Raw genomic sequence first — 19,059 nt, forward strand, 5'->3', positions numbered from 1 at the left:
CCATGGCGGCTAGATGAGCCAAATGAAGAGCAAAAATGCCTTTGATTTCTCTCATTGCGGCTAAACGAGCCAAATGAAGAGCAATAATGCTCTTGATTTCGCCCATGGCGGCTAAACGAGCCAAATGAAGAGCAATAATGCTCTTGATTTCGCCTAATGCGGCTAAATGGGCAAAATGAAGGTCAAAAATGCTTTTGAATCCGCTGTTTTTTTCTGTAAGTTAGGCCATAAGGCCCGGAAAAGGCTTGTGGCAACAGCTCTTAAATGTTGTCAACAACGTTCATGACGAAACCGCATTTTCAATTTGGTGACAAAGAAAGCGCTTTGATTTACGATGTGTGCATAGGGGATGAACTTACAACAAAGCTTAAATGTAGGAAGTCCCATTTAATTCAATAGGGGGGCATTATATATGGCCACATCGGCAACTACGCCAGCAACACAACCTTCATCCGGCGCAAGGGTGAAAGTTCAACAATTCGGCCGCTTGCTCAGCGGTATGGTTATGCCAAATATCGGTGCTTTTATCGCTTGGGGTTTGATTACGGCATTGTTCATTCCAACAGGCTGGTTTCCAAATGAAAGTCTGTCCGCTCTTGTAGATCCAATGATCAAGTACCTGCTGCCGCTGCTGATCGGTTACACCGGGGGTACAATGGTACACGGCAAACGGGGCGGTGTTATCGGTGCTGTCGTTACAATGGGGGTTATCGTCGGCTCCTCCATTCCAATGTTCCTTGGAGCCATGCTCGTTGGACCGTTGGCCGGCTGGATTCTGAAACAGTTTGACAAAGCCGTTGAAGGTAAAATCAAAGCCGGTTTTGAAATGCTGGTTAATAACTTCTCACTCGGTATTATCGGCGGCGGTCTGTCTATTGCCGCACTGAAAGGGATCGGACCACTGGTTGAAGGTCTTACTAACATTCTGTCCAATGGCGTACAATTCCTGGTTGATCACAATTTGCTTCCGATCGTCAACATTATCATCGAGCCTGCAAAAGTACTGTTCCTTAACAATGCGATCAACCACGGGGTTCTGGGACCGATTGCGCTTGAAGAATCCCAAAGAATTGGTAAATCCATTCTGTTTATGCTTGAGTCTAACCCGGGACCAGGACTTGGTATCCTGCTGGCCTACTGGCTTGTAGGACGCGGTTCTGCAAAAGCTTCTGCACCTGGTGCCGTAATCATCCACTTCCTTGGCGGTATCCATGAAATATACTTCCCGTACATTCTGATGAACCCGCGTCTGATCCTTGCGGTAATCGGTGGCGGTGTATCCGGTACATTTACTTTCCAGATGCTGGGTGCAGGTCTGGTAGCTTCTCCGTCGCCTGGTAGTATCTTTGCATACTTTGCTATGACGCCTAAGGGCGGATACTTCCCGATGATTGCCGGTGTAGTTGTGGCAACCGTAGTTTCCTTTGTCCTTGCAACGCTGCTCTTGAAGACAGTGAAGAAAACAGATGAGGAAGAAATGGATCTCGAAGCAGCTTCTGCAAAAATGAAAGACATGAAGACTGCAGGTACAGCAGCTTCTGCAACTGTTGCAACTGCAGCTGCTAATAACGTTGCTGCCAATGTCCGCAACAAAGCGGATGTACGCAAAATCGTCTTCGCTTGCGATGCCGGTATGGGTTCCAGTGCGATGGGTGCTTCGGTACTGAGAAAGAAACTGCAGAGCGCAGGTGTCAATCTTACTGTAGTCAATTCAGCGGTAAGTGAAATTCCGTCGGATGCGGATATCGTCATTACCCAGAAAACGTTAACCGACCGTGCTATTGCAAGCAATCCTAACGCAGAGCATATTTCAATCGATAACTTCCTCAAGAGTCCGAAGTACGATGAACTGGTTGAGCGTTTAAAATAATCGAATACAGTTTAGAAATGACGTATAACGCTAAATAAGGAGACGCTGGCCCCCGGGAGCCAGCGTTTGTCTCCATTTTAGGGCGGAGGTACACGGTTATGAGGAAGGTTACCGCCCGGCAGCGCCAGATCATCTGGCTGCTGCTGGGCGTAAATGAAGAAATCACAGCCGCCGAAATCGCCGAAGGTATCGGGGTAAGTGTTCGAACCGTTCACCGTGAGATGGAAGACATTGAACAGCTGCTTGCGGATTTCGGTCTGGATCTTATCCGTAAGTCGGGTAAGGGCATACAGCTGAGCGGGCCGGAGGACGGCCTCGCAGAGCTTCGCCTATTCCTGCGCCAGGAGAAGCCGGCGGAGTATTCCAGCGAGGAACGCAAGATATACGAGCTGTGTACGCTGCTTGAGGCAGAAGATCCGGTGAAGCTGTTTACTCTGGCCCATTGGCTGAAGGTAACCGTGGCTACCGTGAGCTATGATCTGGATGAACTGGAGCCATGGGTCCGTAAATTCAATCTTCAGCTGGTCCGCAGGAGAGGCTACGGGGTTGAAATTACCGGCAGCGAGGTGGATAAGCGCAGGGCGATCGGCCGGCTGGCGGCGGAGCATCTGGATTTATCCGATCTGGTGGGACACACTCCCCAGCAGGCCAGCAGCCCCGTTTACCGGCTTCTGCTCATGACCGTCGGGAAGAACAAGCTGCTGGAAGTGGAAAGCACACTGTGGGATATGGAATGGCAGTGGACTGCAGAGCTTCCGGAAATAGTATACATGGAGATGCTGCTTGGCCTTGCCGTGACCACCCGGCGGATCTCGATCGGCCAGGGGATCGAAAACGGCGGTGACGCCGGCTATCCCAGGATGTCTGACCACCGTAACATTTCCGGTGCGGAGCAGTTTGTGGAGCGGCTCAGCCTGGCGCTTGAGGAAGATATACCGCGGGCTGAGATACTGTATATCGCTGGTCTGTTTGACCGGGCCCAGGATTCATTCCCCTCCGGCGGAATTGCTTACGGCGACATGGAATTGATGGAGACCGTCTACAGGCTGACCGAGAGTGTAGTCAGGCGGACAGGGCTGCCGTTCCAGAGCGACCGCTCCCTGCGGGAAGGGCTGCTGGAGCATATGGATCCCGCCTTCAAACGGCTGCGCGAGGGAACGCGCATCCGCAATCCGCTGCTCGGCCCGATCCGCAAAGATTATGAATACCTGTTCCAGATTGTCAGGGCTGCGGTGGAGGATCTGCAGCTGGATCTGGAGATTCCCGATGAGGAAGTGGGCTTTCTGGTCATGCATTTCGGCGCTTCCATCGAAAGGCTCAATCAGCTGAAACGCAGTGTGCGGGCCATTCTGGTATGTGCCAGCGGGTTAAGCTCCTCCCGTCTGCTGGCCACCCGGCTCGCCAAGGAAATGCCGCAGATTGAGATTCTCGGGAATATCTCCTGGTATGAAGCGGCCCGCCTTCCCGAGGTGGATTATGATCTGATTATTTCAACCATTGATCTGCCGCTGGATAAGGAACGATATATCAAGATTAGCCCTCTTTTGACCGGGGATGAAATTGAGAAGCTTTTAAGCTATATTCAGAATATCACGCTGCAGGAGCGGGAGAGCGTTCCGGGCGGTGAGAATGACCGTCCCGTGCGGGATGACAATGCGCTGGACCGCTTAAGAAGCTATAAAGGCATACTGGATGAGACGGTCAGCCTGCTGGAGCGGTTCCGCTTTTATCCGCTTGATAATGAAGGGATCCCTCTGCAGGCTACAATTGCAGCAATGCTTGATTCCCTTAAGGGCACCGGGGTTGTGGGGGATGCGGATATCCTGCTGGAGCGCTGCTGGAACGGGAAAGAATGTCGAGCCAGGTCATACCGGATACCGGACTGGCGCTGTTTCATACCCGCAGCAGCCACATCCTGATGTCATCCCTGACCCTTTATCGTCTGCAAGAGCCGGTTGTGCTGGAAGGCAACACCGAGGTAAGGGTCATCCTGCTGATGCTTGCCCCGCGCAGGCTGTCCAAGGAGAGTCTGGAGGTCCTGAGCGAAATCAGTGCCATGCTGCTGAATTCAGAGCTGGTGAAGCTGCTGGAGGAGCGGACAGAATCCGAAATCCGCAGCTACCTGTCGTCAGAACTGCTGCATTTCTTCGAAAATAAAATGTGAAAGCGAGAGAAACCATATGAGTATACTGTCAGAAAACAAGATTATTATGAACGGTGCCGCCAAAGACAAATATGAAGCGATCACCATGGCCGGCAAGCTGCTGGTTGATGCAGGACATGTAACAGAGGAATACGTGCCGAAGATGCTTGAACGCGAGGAAGTCGTGTCCACCTACATGGGCGGCGGGCTTGCCATTCCGCATGGCACCAAAGAAGCAAGACCTTTTATCAAATCTACCGGTCTTTCCGTGATCCGCTTTCCGGACGGCGTTGACTTTGGCGGCGATGAGCCTGCTTTTGTCGTAATCGGGATTGCAGCTGCAGGGGATGGACATATGGAAGTGCTGACGAATGTAGCGATGATCTTCACTGAAGACGATGCCATTGAACGTGTAATGAATGCCCCTACGCCTGCTGATGTTATTGCGATCTTTGAAGGAGGCCTTGAATAATGAAGGCAGTTCATTTCGGTGCAGGCAATATCGGCAGAGGGTTCATCGGTCTGCTGCTTACACAGGCAGGCTATGAGGTGTGTTTTGTTGATGTAAATGAAGCTTTTGTATCCCAGCTCAAGGAGCGCGGGGAATATCCGGTAACTCTGGCCAGTGAAGGACAGGAAACGGTTATCGTTAAAAAGGTTACAGCGCTGAGCAGTGTTACCCATGCTGAAGAAGTAGCGGCTGCAATTGCTGAAGCGGATTTGGTTACTACCGCTGTCGGGGTATCCATTTTGAAGCATATTGCGGGTGTGGTGGCCGAAGGCATCAAGAGACGGGTTGCCGTCTCCGACAAGCCGCTCCATGTGATTGCTTGCGAGAATGCCATCGGCGGCAGCGCCCAGCTCAAAGAGCTGGTTTATGCACAGCTGGATGATACAGCCCATGCCAAGGCGGATGCCTCGGTAGCGTTCCCGAACGCAGCAGTAGACCGGATTGTACCGCTTCAGCAGCATGAGGACATTCTTAAGGTTGTGGTAGAACCTTTTTACGAGTGGGTGGTGGATGCTTCCCAGATGCTGCCGGGATATACACCGGTTGAAGGCGTACATTATGTGGAGAACCTGGAGCCGTATATTGAGCGCAAGCTGTTCACGGTTAACACCGGACACTGCTCCGCGGCATATCTCGGCTTCCTGCGCGGCTACGAAACGATTCAGCAGGCAATGGCGGATGAGAATCTGACTGCCCTGGTCCGCGAAGTGCTGGAAGAAACAGGTGCCGTACTGGTCCAGAAGCATGGCTTTGACAGCGCAGAGCACAGCAAATATATCGACAAAATCCTGGAGCGGTTCCGCAATCCGGCCCTGACCGATGAAGTATCCCGTGTCGGCCGCTCGCCGATCCGGAAGCTGTCACCGAATGACCGTCTGGTATCGCCTGCCCTGCAGGCTTATGACCGCGGCCTGAGCTACAAGGCGCTGACCCGTTCCATGGCCGGTGCACTGCTGTTCCAGGCTGCCGATGATCCGGAAGCCGTAGAGCTGCAGGCTGCTATCGCCGAGCTTGGCGTGGAAGCTGCGCTGGCCAAATATACCGGGCTGGCTGCTGACCATGCCGTTCATCAGTCTGTGATGGCGGAATACGCAGCTCTGAAATAAGAGGCTTTAAGACTATAGCAGCATTAAAAAGAGCAAGACCCTGCCGATACCGGAGGGGTCTTGCTCTTTGTTTACTTTTGTATCGGTTCCCAGTGCCTGAGCTCCCCGATCGAATCACGCTCGGACCAATAGCTACGCAGCTCGATGGAGTCTCTTTTTACCAGAAAACCATAATGCACATCCGGCTCGTTAGCGAACGTTACCTCAATAATATAAGGATTTCTGGATGCATAAGTATCCTCACGGTGCGGAACTGTCCAGAAGGTCCAGGTTTCATCAGGGTATTTCTGTTCCAGATATTGATTTAGCGTAACAGCCTTGCGGGCGATCTGGGAATCAATATAGATTGGACGATACATAAAGAAACCGATGGACAATAGAACATAGAAGCCAGCTGCAATATAAATCCATTTTCTTCTGGACTTCCGGATAAAAAGAGAGGCAAGCAAAATGACGAAAAAAAGGATAGTGGCTAAACCATATTCCATTATTTCAGTAGGATGCATGTCTTCTCCTCACTTTACTGCGAGTTAGCTGTTTTCCAAAATGGTCTGCAGCGTGGTGCGGTCCAGTCCTTCCACCAGCTTGATCAGCAGCTCCTTGGCCGCATCGTAATCGTCGCTGTGAATGACGGAGGATGCGGTGTGGATGTAGCGGGAGCAAATGCCGATAACCGCAGACGGTACGCCGATGCCGCTGGTATGAACCGCTCCTGCATCTGTTCCGCCCTGGGAGACGAAGTACTGGTATTTGATCTTATGGGTGTCCGCTGTATCCTGCACATATTCAATCAGACCGCGGTGGGTGATCATCGTCGGGTCATAGATCCGCAGCAGCGCCCCCTGTCCGAGCTGTCCGAACGCCTGGCGGTCGCCGGTCATGTCGGCCGCAGCACTGGCGTCGAGGCCGAAGAAAATGTCCGGATTCAGCAGGTTAGCAGCTGTACGGGCTCCGCGGAGGCCTACTTCTTCCTGAACTGTTGCACCGGCGTACACCGTGTTCGGCAGCTGCTTGCCATGCAGCGCCTTCACCAGCTCAAGGGCCAGCCCGACACCGTAGCGGTTGTCCCAGGCTTTGGCCATGATCTTCTTAGGATTGGCGAGCGGGGTGAACGGACAGACAGGCAGAATCTGCTGGCCGGGCTTTACACCGAAGCTTTCGGCTTCTTCCTTGCTGTCGGCGCCGATATCAAGATACATCTTGCCGATTTCACCGGTCTTGGTGCGTTCTTCGGGTGAAAGCAGATGAATCGGTGTACTGCCGACAACCCCGTCAAGCACGCGGTCAGGAGTAATAATCTGCAGCCGCTGTGAGGCAACCGCTGAAGCCAGCCAGCCGCCGAGCGGCGTGAAGCGGATCATTCCGCCCGCGGTAATGCCGGTAACCATAAAGCCGACTTCATCAAAGTGACCGGCAACCATAATTTTCGGGCCGTTCTCTGCGCCGCGCAGCACGCCGAACAGGCTGCCGAGCCGGTCCTGCACAAATTCATCCGTATAAGGTGACATAGCGTTCTTGACATAAGCGCGCAGTTCGCGCTCGAAACCCGGGGCTGCCGGGAATTCGGTCAGTGTTTTGAACATGTCCATAGTTTCCTGATTCATATGATAACGCTCCTTTTCTCGACCTCAAGAGTTCAGATTCAACCTATATAGTATGAACTTCACCGGCCCGAATGTCTATCTTTGGCGGATGATCCGGCGCACACCGGGGGCTGCTAGGCTGAATAACATATTGTAACGGGTCTGCACGCAGGAGCCGGGAAAGGAAGCGGATAGAATGAGGGTTGCAGGAAGCAGTTCCGGGCCTTTTACCCCAAGAAGGGTCCCGTCCAGGGCACGTACGAGCGGCGTTCAGCGTAAATACAGCCGCCGCCGCGACGCGCGCGAAAGCGAGATCGTGCTGATATTGGTTTTGTTTATGCTGCTTATAGTGGTGCTGCTGTTTTTTTCCTGAGTATGCAGGGACATAACAAGGCGGAATACGGTGAACAATAAGGAAAAACTTCTAGGCGAAGAAGAAACGGAGGGAAGCGGACAATGAGACCGACGTGGCGGCTTCCCTTCGCACATATTCCAGGAGGTGTCCTATTTTGCCGGCAAAAACAAAGAAAAACGGTGTAAAGCTGCGGCTTGACACCATGACTCCCAAGGACTACGAGAAACTGTCCAAGCCGTTTGTTCCCTCACGTCCCGTGTTCAAAAACTGCGTCCGTGCCTTTCTGTCAGGCGGTCTGATCTGTGTACTGGGACAAGCTATCCAGGAGGCCTTCATGGCCATCTTTGATATGACCTCACGGGAAGCCTCAAGCCCGACGGTAGCGGTGCTGATCCTGCTGTCCGTCATTCTTACCAGCTTTGGCGTGTACGACAAACTGGCCCAGTGGTGCGGTGCAGGGTCAGCAGTACCTGTTACCGGCTTTGCCAACAGCATGTGCTCGGCAGCGCTTGAACACCGTGCTGAGGGGCTTGTGCTCGGCGTAGGCGGGAATATGTTTAAGCTGGCCGGCTCCGTTATCGTATTTGGCGTGGTCGCTGCCTTTGTGGTGGGCGTAGTATATGCCGTTATGGGCTGGGGAGGGACTCACTAACTATGGAGCAGCTGGGCAGCCAGACCTGGAAATTCACCACACGTCCTGTCATTCTTGGTTCCTCTGCGGTTGTAGGACCGGAGGAAGGGGAAGGCCCTTTGGCCTCGGATTTTGATTTTATCTACGATTCACTTGAAATGGGCGAGAAAACCTGGGAGAAGGCAGAGCGCGCCCTGTTCGAAAAAGCTTCCAAGCTCGCGCTGATGAATGCCGCCGTTGAGCAGGAGCAGCTTGAGTTCTTCGTCGGGGGTGACCTGATGAACCAGATTATCAGCAGCTCCTTTGCCGCACGGAAGCTTGGCGTTCCTTACCTGGGTGTCTTCGGGGCCTGTTCGACTTCTATGGAGAGTCTCGCGATTGCCTCAATGATCGTTGATTCAGGCGGCGGCAAGTATGCGCTGGCCGGAACCTCAAGCCATAACTGTACGGTGGAGAAGCAGTTCCGCTATCCGACCGAATACGGCTCACAGAAGCCGCCGACCGCCCAATATACCATTACCGGCTCAGGGTGTGCGATCGTCGGCCGCAATGACGGCACTGCACCAGGTACGCAGGTTCATGTGGTTTGTGCTACGATCGGCCGGATCATGGATCTGGGCCTGACAGACCCGTTCAATATGGGAACCGCAATGGCCCCCGCAGCTGCGGATACGATTACCGCGCATTTCCGCGATACGGGCCTTACGCCGGGGCATTATGACCTGATTGTAACCGGCGATCTTGCGTCGGTAGGGCTGCCGATTGCCAAAGAGCTGCTGGCCAAAGAGGGCATTCCGATGGAACAGACGACCTTTGATGACTGCGGCCTGCTTATTTATAATCTGGATAAGCAAAAATATGTAATCGCCGGAGGAAGCGGCTGCGGCTGCTCTGCAGTTGTAACCTACGGCCACATCCTGAAGCGGATGAGAAAAGGGGAGCTGAAACGGGTGCTTGTCGTGGCAACCGGGGCGCTGCTGTCTCCGCTGTCCTATCAGCAGGGAGAGAGCATTCCGTGCGTAGCCCATGCTGTAGCCCTTGAGATTGGAGGTGAAGGACAATGATCTATCTCTGGGCTTTTCTTGTAGGCGGAGCGATTTGTGTGATCGGCCAGCTGATGTTTGATGTGCTTGCACTGACGCCGGCCCATACGATGAGTACACTCGTCGTGCTGGGTGCGGCGGCGGATGCTTTTGGACTATATGACCCGCTGGTGAAATTCGCCGGAGCCGGGGCCAGTGTGCCGATTACAAGCTTCGGTAACTCGCTGGTGCACGGTGCGTTAACCGAGCTGGAGCGCGACGGCTGGGTCGGTGTAGTGACCGGTATATTTGATGTTACCAGTGCCGGGATTTCTTCGGCAATTGTGTTCTCGTTCCTGGCGGCACTCGTTGTAAGGCCAAAGGGCTAACTCCTTTTTTCGTTAAAGTGAACATAGTATGAACAAAGGCCGCTGCAGAGCGGTCTTTTTTTCATCTTAACCGGGATAAAATATCAAAAAAATGTCGATTCTTGACGATATATAACCTTAGAAGTTAGGTATATACATAAAGACAGGGGACGTGCAGAAGTTGCAGAATCAGCGGAAGGTCGAATTGTTTTGGAAGAGAAACAAAATTATTATCGCTATTTTTTGGGTTGTAACCGTAATTGGAGTTATTCTGGCCTTTCAGACCCCCAAGCTCTGGGGTACAAGCGCAGTAGCTGTTCCGCTCGCTGCCGGATTGACTCTGTTTAACAGCCGCCGGAAAGGGGTGCTGGTCATCCCATGGATTATTACAGGTGTCCTTACTGCTATGGCCTTTTATTTAACCCTTGGCTCGTTAAACAGTCTGGTTGTATTGCTGCTGTGTTCGCTGCTTCTGCTCTACCCGCATTATAAATATTACGCAACTGCTGCCGGAATAAGCGCTGTTCAAATTATGGTTCAGCTCGGAGGATCGGAAGCCGCCGGTTCAGAGAGTAAGCTTCTCCTCTATTTTTCCGGCATAGGCGTGTATCTCATCATCAGCATCGTGCTGTTTGTCGTTTCTTACCTGAATGAGAAGCTTCAGCGCCAGAGCGAACAGCAGCGTGAGCAGGTTGAAGCCTCCGGCGAACAGGTGAATTTCCTGCTTGAACGGGTGAAGACGGCAGTGGACGGCCTTTATGAGTTTACGGGCAGATTTAAGGTAGAGGTAGAGATGGCCGGAGCTATAACCAATGAAGTGGCCATCGGATTTCAGGAGGTTTCCAAAGGGATTGAATATCAGGCCGGCAGCATCGGGGAAATCACGGAGGCGATTTCGGTCTCTGACCAGCATATCCGTGATGTGGCCGGGTACTCGCAGGAAATGAAAAAGCTGTCTGCGGAAACGGCTGCGGTCAGCGAGCAGGGCAGCGGAAACGTCTCTATGCTGGCAGGTCAGTTCTCCGAGCTCAGAGAGATGATGGAGCAGACCTCAAATCAGATGCTGGAATTCAGCCGGCGCAGCCAGGAAATCAATGAAATGCTTGAAGGGATAACCCAGATTTCCAGGCAGACGAATCTGCTTGCCCTTAATGCTTCCATCGAGGCAGCCCGCGCGGGCGAACATGGACGGGGCTTTGCCGTGGTTGCCGGAGAGGTGCGGAAGCTGGCTGAGGACTCCGGTAAAACAGCGGATTCAATCAGCGGCGTAATCGCCGGCCTGCAGCAGCAGACGGACGCCCTGATAACCCAATTTGAGCAGAGCCGAGGTATTCTGCTGACCGGCAGCGAGTCGGTGCAGCGGACGGAAGAAGTGTTCCAGTCCATTCTGCTCAATGCCCATAAAGTGCTCGAGCAGGCCGGTGATGTGGAGCAGAGCTCGGCAGGCATGAAGCAGTTCTCTGAAAAGATTGTAAACGAAATAACCGAGTTCTCCAGCGTAACCGAGCAGTCCAGCGCCGCGACAGAGGAGATTCTGGCCGGAGTAGAGGAACAGCGCACGATGACAGACAACATGGTGGGCAGCTTTAAGCAGCTGGAAAGCCTGATTGTCAGCCTGAATGAGCTTGTTGGAGATCATAAACAGGAGTAGCAGGATACAAGGACCAAGCAGCGCAGGGCAGCTGTTCAACCTTCGGGGAGAGCGGCTGCCCTGTTTGCTATAGTTTGCGGCATGCAGAATTCTCTCGAATTTTTGTGATTTATTACAAGAAATTAGCGGATTCGCTTCTTTCATTTGTAAAACAGGCTATATGTTCCGGCTCTGCCAACTTCAAAGTCTTCAATAATGTACTTTGGGTCCTATAATCATGTAAAATATAAATATTACTGCTTATTCTGACATAGGAGGTCTAATCATATATGCCCGTACGTCAAGAATCTACGCAAATTATGAAGGCTGTTCGCTCTAATCTGGAATCCTGCATACTTGGAAAATCATTTGAAATAGAACTGCTGCTCACAGCACTTCTGGCCGGTGGACATGTCCTGATTGAGGATGTTCCCGGAACCGGTAAAACCCAGCTCATACGGGCGTTGTCACGGTCCATGTCGGGTGATTACCGGCGGATCCAGTGCAATCCGGATATTCTGCCGAGTGATATTACCGGAGTATCCGTCTACCATCCGCGCGATGAAATGTTCTATTTCCGGCCAGGGCCGGTTATGACCAATATTCTGCTGGCCGATGAAATTAACCGGGCAACCACGAAGACGCAGTCCGCGCTGCTTGAGGTTATGGAGGAACGGAATGTAACGGTGGACGGCGAAACCTATCCGCTGCCGCACCCGTTCATGCTTTGTGCCACGCAGAACCCGATTGATTTTGAGGGCACTTATACGCTGCCTGAAGCCCAGCTTGACCGTTTTATGCTTCGTATCAGCCTTGGTTATCCGGACAGCGAAACCGAGAAAAATCTGCTGCTCAGCCATCAGGCAGGCCAGCCTGTGGACAAGCTGACACCGGTAACGGGCATGGAGCAGGTTGCGGCGATCCAGGAGGAAATCCGCGAGGTGTACATGAGTGAGCCGGTCCTTGGATATCTGCTGGACATTGTCCGCCAGACACGGGAGCACCCGCTGGTGCTTCTGGGCGCAAGCCCCCGTGCTTCGCTGTCCTTCATGATGGCCTGCAAGGCGTATGCTTTCCTTCAGGAGCGCGATTATGTGCTGCCGGATGATGTCAAGATTCTCACGCCTTATGCCCTGGGGCACCGTATCATTCTGCGTCCGGAATCGCGGCTGGACAATGTTAACGTGGAGTCTCTGCTGCAGAAGCTGCTGCAGGGCATCCGTGTACCCGTTACGATGAGGCAATAGCATGAAGAGCTATCTGACTGGTGTGGCTGCAGGAATCCAGCCGCGGAAATTCGCCGGCATAGTCGCGATATGGGCTGTTACACTCCTCTATGTGCTGTTTCAGGGAGGCAAAACATCCTTTATGCTGTTTATTATGGTCTCGGTCCTCATTCTTTATTTAGTAGTCAGCGCGGTTGGCGGAGTCCGGCGGGCCAAGGGCTCGCGCAGCCTGTATTCGGAGCAGGATAAGCCTGAGCTGCTGTATGCGGGCGGCTATCTGCGGGTGAAGCTGCAGGTAAGCATTCCGGGATTTTTACCGCTGCCTTATGTGGTAGTCAGAGAAATTCTGAAGCGGCATAACGGTGAGTCATGGGTGTTTGAAGAGAGCCTGATCCCCAGCCTGAGGGGGCATGGGGAGCTGCAGTTTCAGACGCCGCCGCTGGAGCGCGGCAGCTATACCTTTGAGCAGACCGACATTCTGGCCGAGGACATTTTCGGACTGGTGGAGCATAAGGGGACCTTCCGGGCCGAAGGGCAGTTCCGCGTCCTCCCCCGGGCAGTCTTCGTGCCCCGCTGGCAGCTGTATGAGCGCAGATCCCGCTTGGCCGGACTGCAGACCTCCCTGCTGCATTCACGGCGCGAGACAACGCAGATTAACGGGGTGCGCGACTATGTTTACGGCGACCGGTTAACCCGGATCCACTGGAATGCCACCGCCAAGACCGGCGTGTGGAAGTCCAAGGAATTCGAGCATGAATCGGTCCCCAAGACCATTCTTGTTCTTGACGGCAGCACAGGGGTTTACGGAAGCTCCAGCCACTTTGAGCTGGCCGTTTCCGTTACGGCTTCGCTGCTCGGCTACGGGATCCGTGACCGGATTGGCATCGGCCTCTGCTGTCTGGACCGCACGACCAAGGTCTTTGTTCCTGCAGAGAGCGGTGCAGAACGCCAGAAAATGATTCAATACCTGATTGATATCAACGCAGAAGGCCGCGGACCGCTGCTGCCCAAGCTGGAGCAGAGCCACCGGATGTTTCCCAAAGGCGCCTATTTCGTCCTGATCAGTCCGCAAAGCGGCCAGCCGGTGCTGGATATCATACGCTGGGCGGAGAGCCGGGGCATGACCCCGGCCCATATCCAGGTTCGCAATCCGGCTGCAGGCAATGGCGGCAGAGAATGGAACGATGTGCTGAGGTCACGCGGTATAACAGGCTATAGCGTTAATTCCCTGCAGGACCTTCCTGCTGTACTCGGAGGTGATGCTGCAGTATGAGCCGATGGTGGAACGGAATCAAGTCTTCCTGGCATCATTCCTTCAGCCTGCTCTGGCTGATGCTGATCGGTCTGCAGTGGGTATCCTTCACGGAACCGTTCTGGCTGCAGGCCACTACCGAGATTGTGCTGCTGTCGCTTGCGGCAGTGGCCGTCATTGAAATTCTCCTTCCTGTCAAATGGGGGCTCAGACTGCTGCTAGAGGCAGCGGTTATTCTATACATTACGTACAGGCTGATCCTGAACAAGGGGATCCATGTTCCCGATCCCTGGGCTGTAACGCTGCGTGACCGGCTTGTAGATACCGGGGCAGACATGGTGCCTTATGTCTGGTTCGCTCTGGCGGCTGGCGTGCTGCTGCTGCTGTCCTCCTGGTGGGTCTCGTCCAAGTCAAGGATACTGATGTTTCTTACCGCTAACATCGTTGCTTTTGCAGCGCTTGATTCCTTTACTTCCTCTGTTCTTTGGCAGGAAGTAGCCTGGACGGTGGCAGCGGGTATGGGCTGGCTTGTTACGCAGCATCTGCGCAGCTTCCAGCTGCATTATCCGCGCGGCTGGACCTATCTGCTGCGGTATCCGTTCAAGGTTCTGATCAATGTGGCGATTATTTTCTCGCTGGTTATTGTGACAGGAGTGAATATGCCTGAAGTACGGCCGACACTGACCGATCCTTATACGGCCTGGCAGGACTGGAACGGAGGCGGGAGCCCGTCAGGTCCGGGAACCTCCGGAACTTCGGAGACCGGCACCAGCAGCGGCGGAACGGGAAGCGGCAGCTCCTCCTCCGGCTACAGCCTGAACGACGATAATCTGGGCGGCGGTTTCAGCTTCGATTACTCGCCTGTAATGACAGTCACCTCCAGCCAGCGCACCTATATGCGCGGAGAATCGCGTGCGGTTTACTCCGGCAAAGGCTGGAGTGATGATGACCGGTGGAACAGGGGCCCGCTGATGCGCGCCCGGGTAGGCGAAGAGCTGGAACGGGAGGCTGCCCCGAAGACACAGACAGAGCCGCTGCAGCAGACGGTCAGGCTGCTGGGCAGCAACAATGATTATCCGGTGCTGTTCGGCGCTTATTCCATTTCCAGCGTGGATACGATAGACGGTGAGGAGGCCAGCAACGGATTGTTCTGGCGGAGCCAGGACAATGAGATGATCTGGGGCTCCGATGATGTCCTGACTTATCCGCAGACGTATGTGCTGACTTCCGAGGTTCCGGTTGTTCCGGTACAGGAGCTGAGCCGGCAGACATACGATCAGCTGTATGAGGGACAGGACAACGAGCGTTACCTTCAGCTCCCGGACAATTTCCCGCAGCGGGTCATTGATCTTGCCGAGGAAATTACTGCGGGCGCACAGACTCCTTATGAGAAAGTAGCGCTGCTGCAGCAATATTTACAGGTAACCTTTCCATATACCAACCAGCCGGACCTTTCGCGCAAAAAGAGCAGGGACATGGTGGAAAGCTTCCTGTTTGAAATTATGGAAGGCTACTGTGACTATTACTCTACAGCGCTTGTAACGATGGCCCGGTCACTTGATATTCCTTCCCGGTGGGTCAAAGGCTATGCTCCCGGCGAGCAGGGGCAGCTGCCCGACAATCTGATGATGCAGGGTGCGGCCAACAACAATTATACGATTACAAATGCCGATGCCCATTCCTGGGCAGAGGTGTATTTCGGGGATTACGGCTGGGTTCCTGTTGAAGCAACCCCGGGCTTCACTGTTCCGCTGCTGACCCAGAGCGAGGAACAGATTCCTGACGAGCCGGAGCAGGAAGAGGAAGAAGCTGTGGAGCAGGTACAGACACCGGCGCAGACGGATTCCGGAAGCAATCTGCATACCGGAGCATGGATTGTGGCTGCTGCTGCCGTATTGCTGCTCTGGGCAGGCTATCAGCTGTGGCAGCACCGGTTAAGCCTGCGTTTCCTGCTGGAGCGGCTGAAAAACGGCCGTCCGCTGACGCCGGTACAGAAAGTAGTTGCCGAAACAGAGCGTTGGGTAAGGTATGTCCGCAGAAAGGGCATGCTGAAGGAAGAGCATGAAACGCTGCGTGAGGCTGTCGGCCGCTGGAGCCGGGAAACACCGCAGGCAGCGGACAGTTTTACTTCATTGCTCAGGCTGTTCGAGCAGGCCAAGTACAGCCCTGATATTATTGAAGACAAAGACTGGCGCAGCGTGTATACTGAAGCTTTGCAGCTGCAGCGGATGCTTAAAGGACGCAGATAGCCTGTGCCCTGCGCAACCTGGGGGGCAGGTTCGTTTGCGAAGCGCAAAGAGTGTGATATATTTTTTTGAAAGAGAGAGGGTATGTATCACTACTGCGGTATCCTTATCTTTCTCACGGAACAGGTACCATCCTGTTTAGGATGGCGCAGCCGTTTTTACTTGTATAAAATTGAGGTGAACGTATTGTTTGAGAGGCTAGTCCCGAAACTGCGGGTGAATACCGTTTTTGATATCGACCTTGAAGAATTGCACCGGCAGGGCTACCGCGGCATTATTACAGATCTGGATAACACGCTCGTAGGTGCCAAGGCACCCCTGGCTACTCCGGAGCTGCTGCTGTGGTTCGCAAAGGTAAAGGAGCTGGGCTTTAAGCTGGTCATTGTATCCAACAACAATATGGACCGGGTGTCCCGCTTTGCCACGCCGCTGGATATCCAGTTTGTCCATCAGGCGCGCAAGCCGATCAATACCCCGTTCCTGAAGGCAATGAAGCTGATGGAGCTTAAGCCGGAACAGACCATCGTGGTCGGTGACCAGATGCTTACTGATGTGCTGGGCGGCAACCGTCTGGGTCTGTATACAGTATTGGTGCTGCCGATCTCCGTCAAGGATGAAGGCTTTGGAACAAGAATTAACCGCCGCGTCGAGCAGATTGCACTGACACGGCTGCGTAAGCAAGGATTGTGGCATGAGGAGGATAAACGTTAATGAGTCAACACAATGAAACGGAGCGCCCGGTGAAATGCAGCGGCTGCGGCATTAAGCTGCAGACCGGGAATAAGGAGCTTCCGGGTTATATTCCGGAGTCTGCCTTTGAACGGGAACCGGTCATTTGCCAGCGCTGTTTCCGGATTAAGAATTACAATGAGGCTACTTCGGTATCTGTGGATCAGGATGAGTTCCTGCACCTGCTGAGCGGAGTCGGTGAAAAGAATGCGCTTGTCATCCACATCGTGGACCTGTTTGATTTTGAAGGCAGTCTGATTTCGGGGCTTCAGCGGTTTGTCGGCAATAACCCCGTCATCCTCGCCGTGAACAAATGCGACCTGCTGCCCAAGGTAACGAACTGGAACAAGCTGCGCAACTGGATGCAGCAGCGCTGCAAGGAGCACGGCCTGCGGACAGCAGAAATCGTCCTCGTCAGCGCCAAGCGCAATCAGGGCTTTGAGCGTCTGCTGGAGACGGTAAGTGAACTCCGCGGACAACGTGATATCTACGTGGTCGGTGCAACCAATGTGGGCAAATCCACGCTGATCAACCGCCTGATCTCGGACTACAGTGATCTGGAGCAGGAGCTGACAACCTCGCGTTATCCCGGCACGACGCTGGATATGGTCAAAATTCCGCTCGATGACGGCCACTATATTATTGATACACCAGGGATTGTATACCCTTGGCGTTACAGCGAGCTGGTGGAGCGGCGTGACCTGGGCGCGGTAATGCCCGAGAATCCGCTCAAGCCTGCGGTATATCAGCTGAACGAGGGTCAGACGCTGTTCTTCGGCGGCCTGGGACGGTTCGACTTCATCCAGGGACCGCGCCAATCCTTCACCTGCTATATCAGCACGACCCTGAAGATTCACCGCACGAAGCTGGAGCGGGCAGATTCGCTGTATCAGGATCACCGCGGTGAGCTGCTGACGCCTCCGGCGGCAGCGGATATGGACAAGCTGCCGCAGTGGCAGCGTCATGAATTCCGGATCGGCCGGGGCAGCCAGACTGACCTGTTCATCTCCGGGCTCGGCTGGATTAAAGTCAACGGGACGGAAGGTGCAGTAGTCGCCGTGCATGTTCCGCGCGGTGTGAAGGTGCTTACCCGCCCTTCACTGATTTAAGCGCATCAATCATATTTTCAGGAGGGGCGTGCCTATGACCGGCAATTTCAGAAATACGGACCTGCTGCTGGGCGTCATGGGCGATCCGATCGCCCAGTCCAAATCGCCGCTTATGCATACAGCAGCGCTGCAGGCGCTTGGCATACCCGGGGCTTACGTGCCGCTGCACATTGCCCCGGGACAGCTCGGCGAAGCGGTGCAGGCCATCCGCACGCTTGGCTTCCGCGGAGTTAACGTGACGATACCGCATAAAATTGCGGTCATGAACTATCTGGACAAGCTGGATGCCAGTGCAGTTGCCGGAGGTGCGGTTAATACGATAGTCAACGACAACGGAGTTCTTACCGGTTATAATACCGATGGTATCGGCTATGTACGGTCTCTGAAGGCCGAGGCTGTCCCGGACTTGTCCGGGGCACGCATTCTGGTGCTGGGAGCAGGCGGAGCTGCCAGAGGGATCATCAGCGCCCTCTTGCAGGAGAACCCGGCCTCTGTCGTCATTGCGAACCGCACAGCTGAAAAGGCGCAGGAGCTAGCAGCCTCATGGCAGGCTGCGGGCACCGTAACCGGGGCGGCAATGGAGGACATTGACGGGATCATCCCGGATGCTGATATTGTGATCAATACCACTTCAGTCGGCATGTTTCCTTACCCGGAAGAAACGCCGGTCAATTCTGGCCTGTTCCGCAAAGGTCAGGTTATCAGCGACTTGATCTACAATCCGCTGCGCACCCGGCTGCTTGAGGAAGGCCTGCAGGCAGGCTGCACGATTCACGGCGGTCTGGGCATGTTCATTTATCAGGGCGCCTATGCCCTGGAATATTGGACGGGAAAGGCTGCACCGGTGGATATCATGCGGCAGACCATCCTTGAAGCCTTCGGGGTTAGCGAGCCGGACATGAAAATGCTTAAACAGGGTAATAATATTTAATATTTGTTAATTAAGGGGTTTGTTCATTTATGTTAACTGGTAAACAAAAACGTTATCTCCGTTCTTTGGCGCATCATCTCGATCCTGTGTTTCAGGTCGGCAAAGGCGGCGTTAACGACCATCTGATCCGTCATGTCGAGGAAGCCATCGAAAAGCGCGAGCTGATGAAGATCAGCGTGCTGAACAACAATGCCGAGGATCCGAAAGAGATCGGCGCTGCCCTCGCAGAGCAGTCCGGTTCAGAGCTGGTGCAGGTGATCGGCAAAACGATCGTGCTGTACAAGGAATCGCGCGACAACAAAACGATCGAGCTGCCGCGCTAAAGCATTTTATCCGGATGATAAGAG

The 19,059-nt window shown here is 53.9% G+C and carries 18 protein-coding genes; 16 read left to right on the plus strand and 2 right to left on the minus strand.

Going from position 1 to position 19,059, the window contains the following annotated elements; genetic code table 11:
* Nucleotides 1–412 precede the first annotated feature (412 nt).
* The 5 genes from AWJ19_RS04705 to AWJ19_RS04720 all read left to right on the plus strand — a co-directional run bounded on the left by AWJ19_RS04705 (nucleotide 413) and on the right by AWJ19_RS04720 (nucleotide 5,630).
* Nucleotides 413–1,870, plus strand: a complete 1,458-nt coding sequence (locus AWJ19_RS04705) for a PTS mannitol transporter subunit IICBA (protein WP_068721914.1) — start codon at nucleotides 413–415, stop codon at nucleotides 1,868–1,870.
* A gap of 98 nt (nucleotides 1,871–1,968) precedes the next feature.
* A complete protein-coding gene (locus AWJ19_RS04710; protein ID WP_241781605.1) occupies nucleotides 1,969–3,789 on the plus strand; it encodes a transcription antiterminator in 1,821 nt (606 codons plus the stop codon).
* On the plus strand, nucleotides 3,723–4,034 hold the full coding sequence (locus tag AWJ19_RS36265) for a PTS sugar transporter subunit IIA (protein WP_241781606.1): 312 nt from the start codon (nucleotides 3,723–3,725) through the stop codon (nucleotides 4,032–4,034). The genes AWJ19_RS04710 and AWJ19_RS36265 overlap by 67 nt, the downstream gene beginning before the upstream one ends.
* A 16-nt stretch (nucleotides 4,035–4,050) precedes the next feature.
* Nucleotides 4,051–4,485, plus strand: coding sequence for a PTS sugar transporter subunit IIA (locus AWJ19_RS04715; protein ID WP_068721915.1), 435 nt, complete (start codon nucleotides 4,051–4,053; stop codon nucleotides 4,483–4,485).
* Nucleotides 4,485–5,630: a mannitol-1-phosphate 5-dehydrogenase gene (locus tag AWJ19_RS04720; protein ID WP_068721916.1), complete on the plus strand. Its 1,146-nt coding sequence runs from the start codon at nucleotides 4,485–4,487 to the stop codon at nucleotides 5,628–5,630. Before AWJ19_RS04715 ends, AWJ19_RS04720 begins: the two co-directional genes overlap by 1 nt.
* A gap of 71 nt (nucleotides 5,631–5,701) precedes the next feature.
* Here the strand turns inward: AWJ19_RS04720 and AWJ19_RS04725 are convergent, their stop codons facing one another.
* A complete protein-coding gene (locus tag AWJ19_RS04725) occupies nucleotides 5,702–6,136 on the minus strand; it encodes a hypothetical protein (protein WP_068721917.1) in 435 nt (144 codons plus the stop codon).
* A gap of 24 nt (nucleotides 6,137–6,160) precedes the next feature.
* Nucleotides 6,161–7,234: a M42 family metallopeptidase gene (locus tag AWJ19_RS04730; protein WP_068721918.1), complete on the minus strand. Its 1,074-nt coding sequence runs from the start codon at nucleotides 7,232–7,234 to the stop codon at nucleotides 6,161–6,163.
* Between the two features lie 536 nt (nucleotides 7,235–7,770).
* Here AWJ19_RS04730 and spoVAC point away from each other — a divergent pair.
* The 11 genes from spoVAC (at nucleotide 7,771) to yhbY (ending at nucleotide 19,035) form a co-directional block, all read left to right on the plus strand.
* On the plus strand, nucleotides 7,771–8,220 hold the full coding sequence (gene spoVAC, locus AWJ19_RS04735) for a stage V sporulation protein AC (protein ID WP_068721938.1): 450 nt from the start codon (nucleotides 7,771–7,773) through the stop codon (nucleotides 8,218–8,220).
* Between the two features lie 2 nt (nucleotides 8,221–8,222).
* Complete coding sequence (spoVAD, locus tag AWJ19_RS04740; protein WP_068721919.1) at nucleotides 8,223–9,263, plus strand: stage V sporulation protein AD; 1,041 nt, start codon at nucleotides 8,223–8,225, stop codon at nucleotides 9,261–9,263.
* Nucleotides 9,260–9,610 carry a stage V sporulation protein AE gene (spoVAE, locus tag AWJ19_RS04745; RefSeq protein WP_068721920.1) on the plus strand — a complete coding sequence of 117 codons (351 nt, stop codon included), beginning with the start codon at nucleotides 9,260–9,262 and terminating at the stop codon, nucleotides 9,608–9,610. The genes spoVAD and spoVAE overlap by 4 nt, the downstream gene beginning before the upstream one ends.
* A gap of 160 nt (nucleotides 9,611–9,770) precedes the next feature.
* Nucleotides 9,771–11,240: a methyl-accepting chemotaxis protein gene (locus tag AWJ19_RS04750; RefSeq protein ID WP_068721921.1), complete on the plus strand. Its 1,470-nt coding sequence runs from the start codon at nucleotides 9,771–9,773 to the stop codon at nucleotides 11,238–11,240.
* Nucleotides 11,241–11,509: 269 nt separating this feature from the next.
* On the plus strand, nucleotides 11,510–12,466 hold the full coding sequence (locus tag AWJ19_RS04755; RefSeq protein WP_068721922.1) for a MoxR family ATPase: 957 nt from the start codon (nucleotides 11,510–11,512) through the stop codon (nucleotides 12,464–12,466).
* A 1-nt stretch (nucleotide 12,467) separates the two neighbouring features.
* Complete coding sequence (locus tag AWJ19_RS04760) at nucleotides 12,468–13,718, plus strand: DUF58 domain-containing protein (protein WP_068721923.1); 1,251 nt, start codon at nucleotides 12,468–12,470, stop codon at nucleotides 13,716–13,718.
* Nucleotides 13,715–15,946 (plus strand): transglutaminase domain-containing protein, encoded by a 2,232-nt coding sequence (locus tag AWJ19_RS04765; RefSeq protein WP_068721924.1) that lies wholly within the window; start codon nucleotides 13,715–13,717, stop codon nucleotides 15,944–15,946. Before AWJ19_RS04760 ends, AWJ19_RS04765 begins: the two co-directional genes overlap by 4 nt.
* Nucleotides 15,947–16,129: 183 nt before the next feature.
* Nucleotides 16,130–16,654 (plus strand): YqeG family HAD IIIA-type phosphatase, encoded by a 525-nt coding sequence (locus AWJ19_RS04770; protein ID WP_068721939.1) that lies wholly within the window; start codon nucleotides 16,130–16,132, stop codon nucleotides 16,652–16,654.
* Nucleotides 16,654–17,781, plus strand: a complete 1,128-nt coding sequence (gene yqeH / locus AWJ19_RS04775) for a ribosome biogenesis GTPase YqeH (RefSeq protein WP_068721925.1) — start codon at nucleotides 16,654–16,656, stop codon at nucleotides 17,779–17,781. Before AWJ19_RS04770 ends, yqeH begins: the two co-directional genes overlap by 1 nt.
* 34 nt (nucleotides 17,782–17,815) lie before the next feature.
* Nucleotides 17,816–18,712 carry a shikimate dehydrogenase gene (gene aroE / locus AWJ19_RS04780; RefSeq protein ID WP_068721926.1) on the plus strand — a complete coding sequence of 299 codons (897 nt, stop codon included), beginning with the start codon at nucleotides 17,816–17,818 and terminating at the stop codon, nucleotides 18,710–18,712.
* A gap of 29 nt (nucleotides 18,713–18,741) precedes the next feature.
* Nucleotides 18,742–19,035, plus strand: a complete 294-nt coding sequence (yhbY, locus tag AWJ19_RS04785; protein ID WP_068721927.1) for a ribosome assembly RNA-binding protein YhbY — start codon at nucleotides 18,742–18,744, stop codon at nucleotides 19,033–19,035.
* The last annotated feature ends 24 nt before the right edge of the window (nucleotides 19,036–19,059 follow it).

Origin of the sequence: Paenibacillus sp. DMB5 (genome assembly GCF_001517085.1) — a bacterium.
GTDB lineage: Bacteria > Bacillota > Bacilli > Paenibacillales > Paenibacillaceae > Paenibacillus_AQ.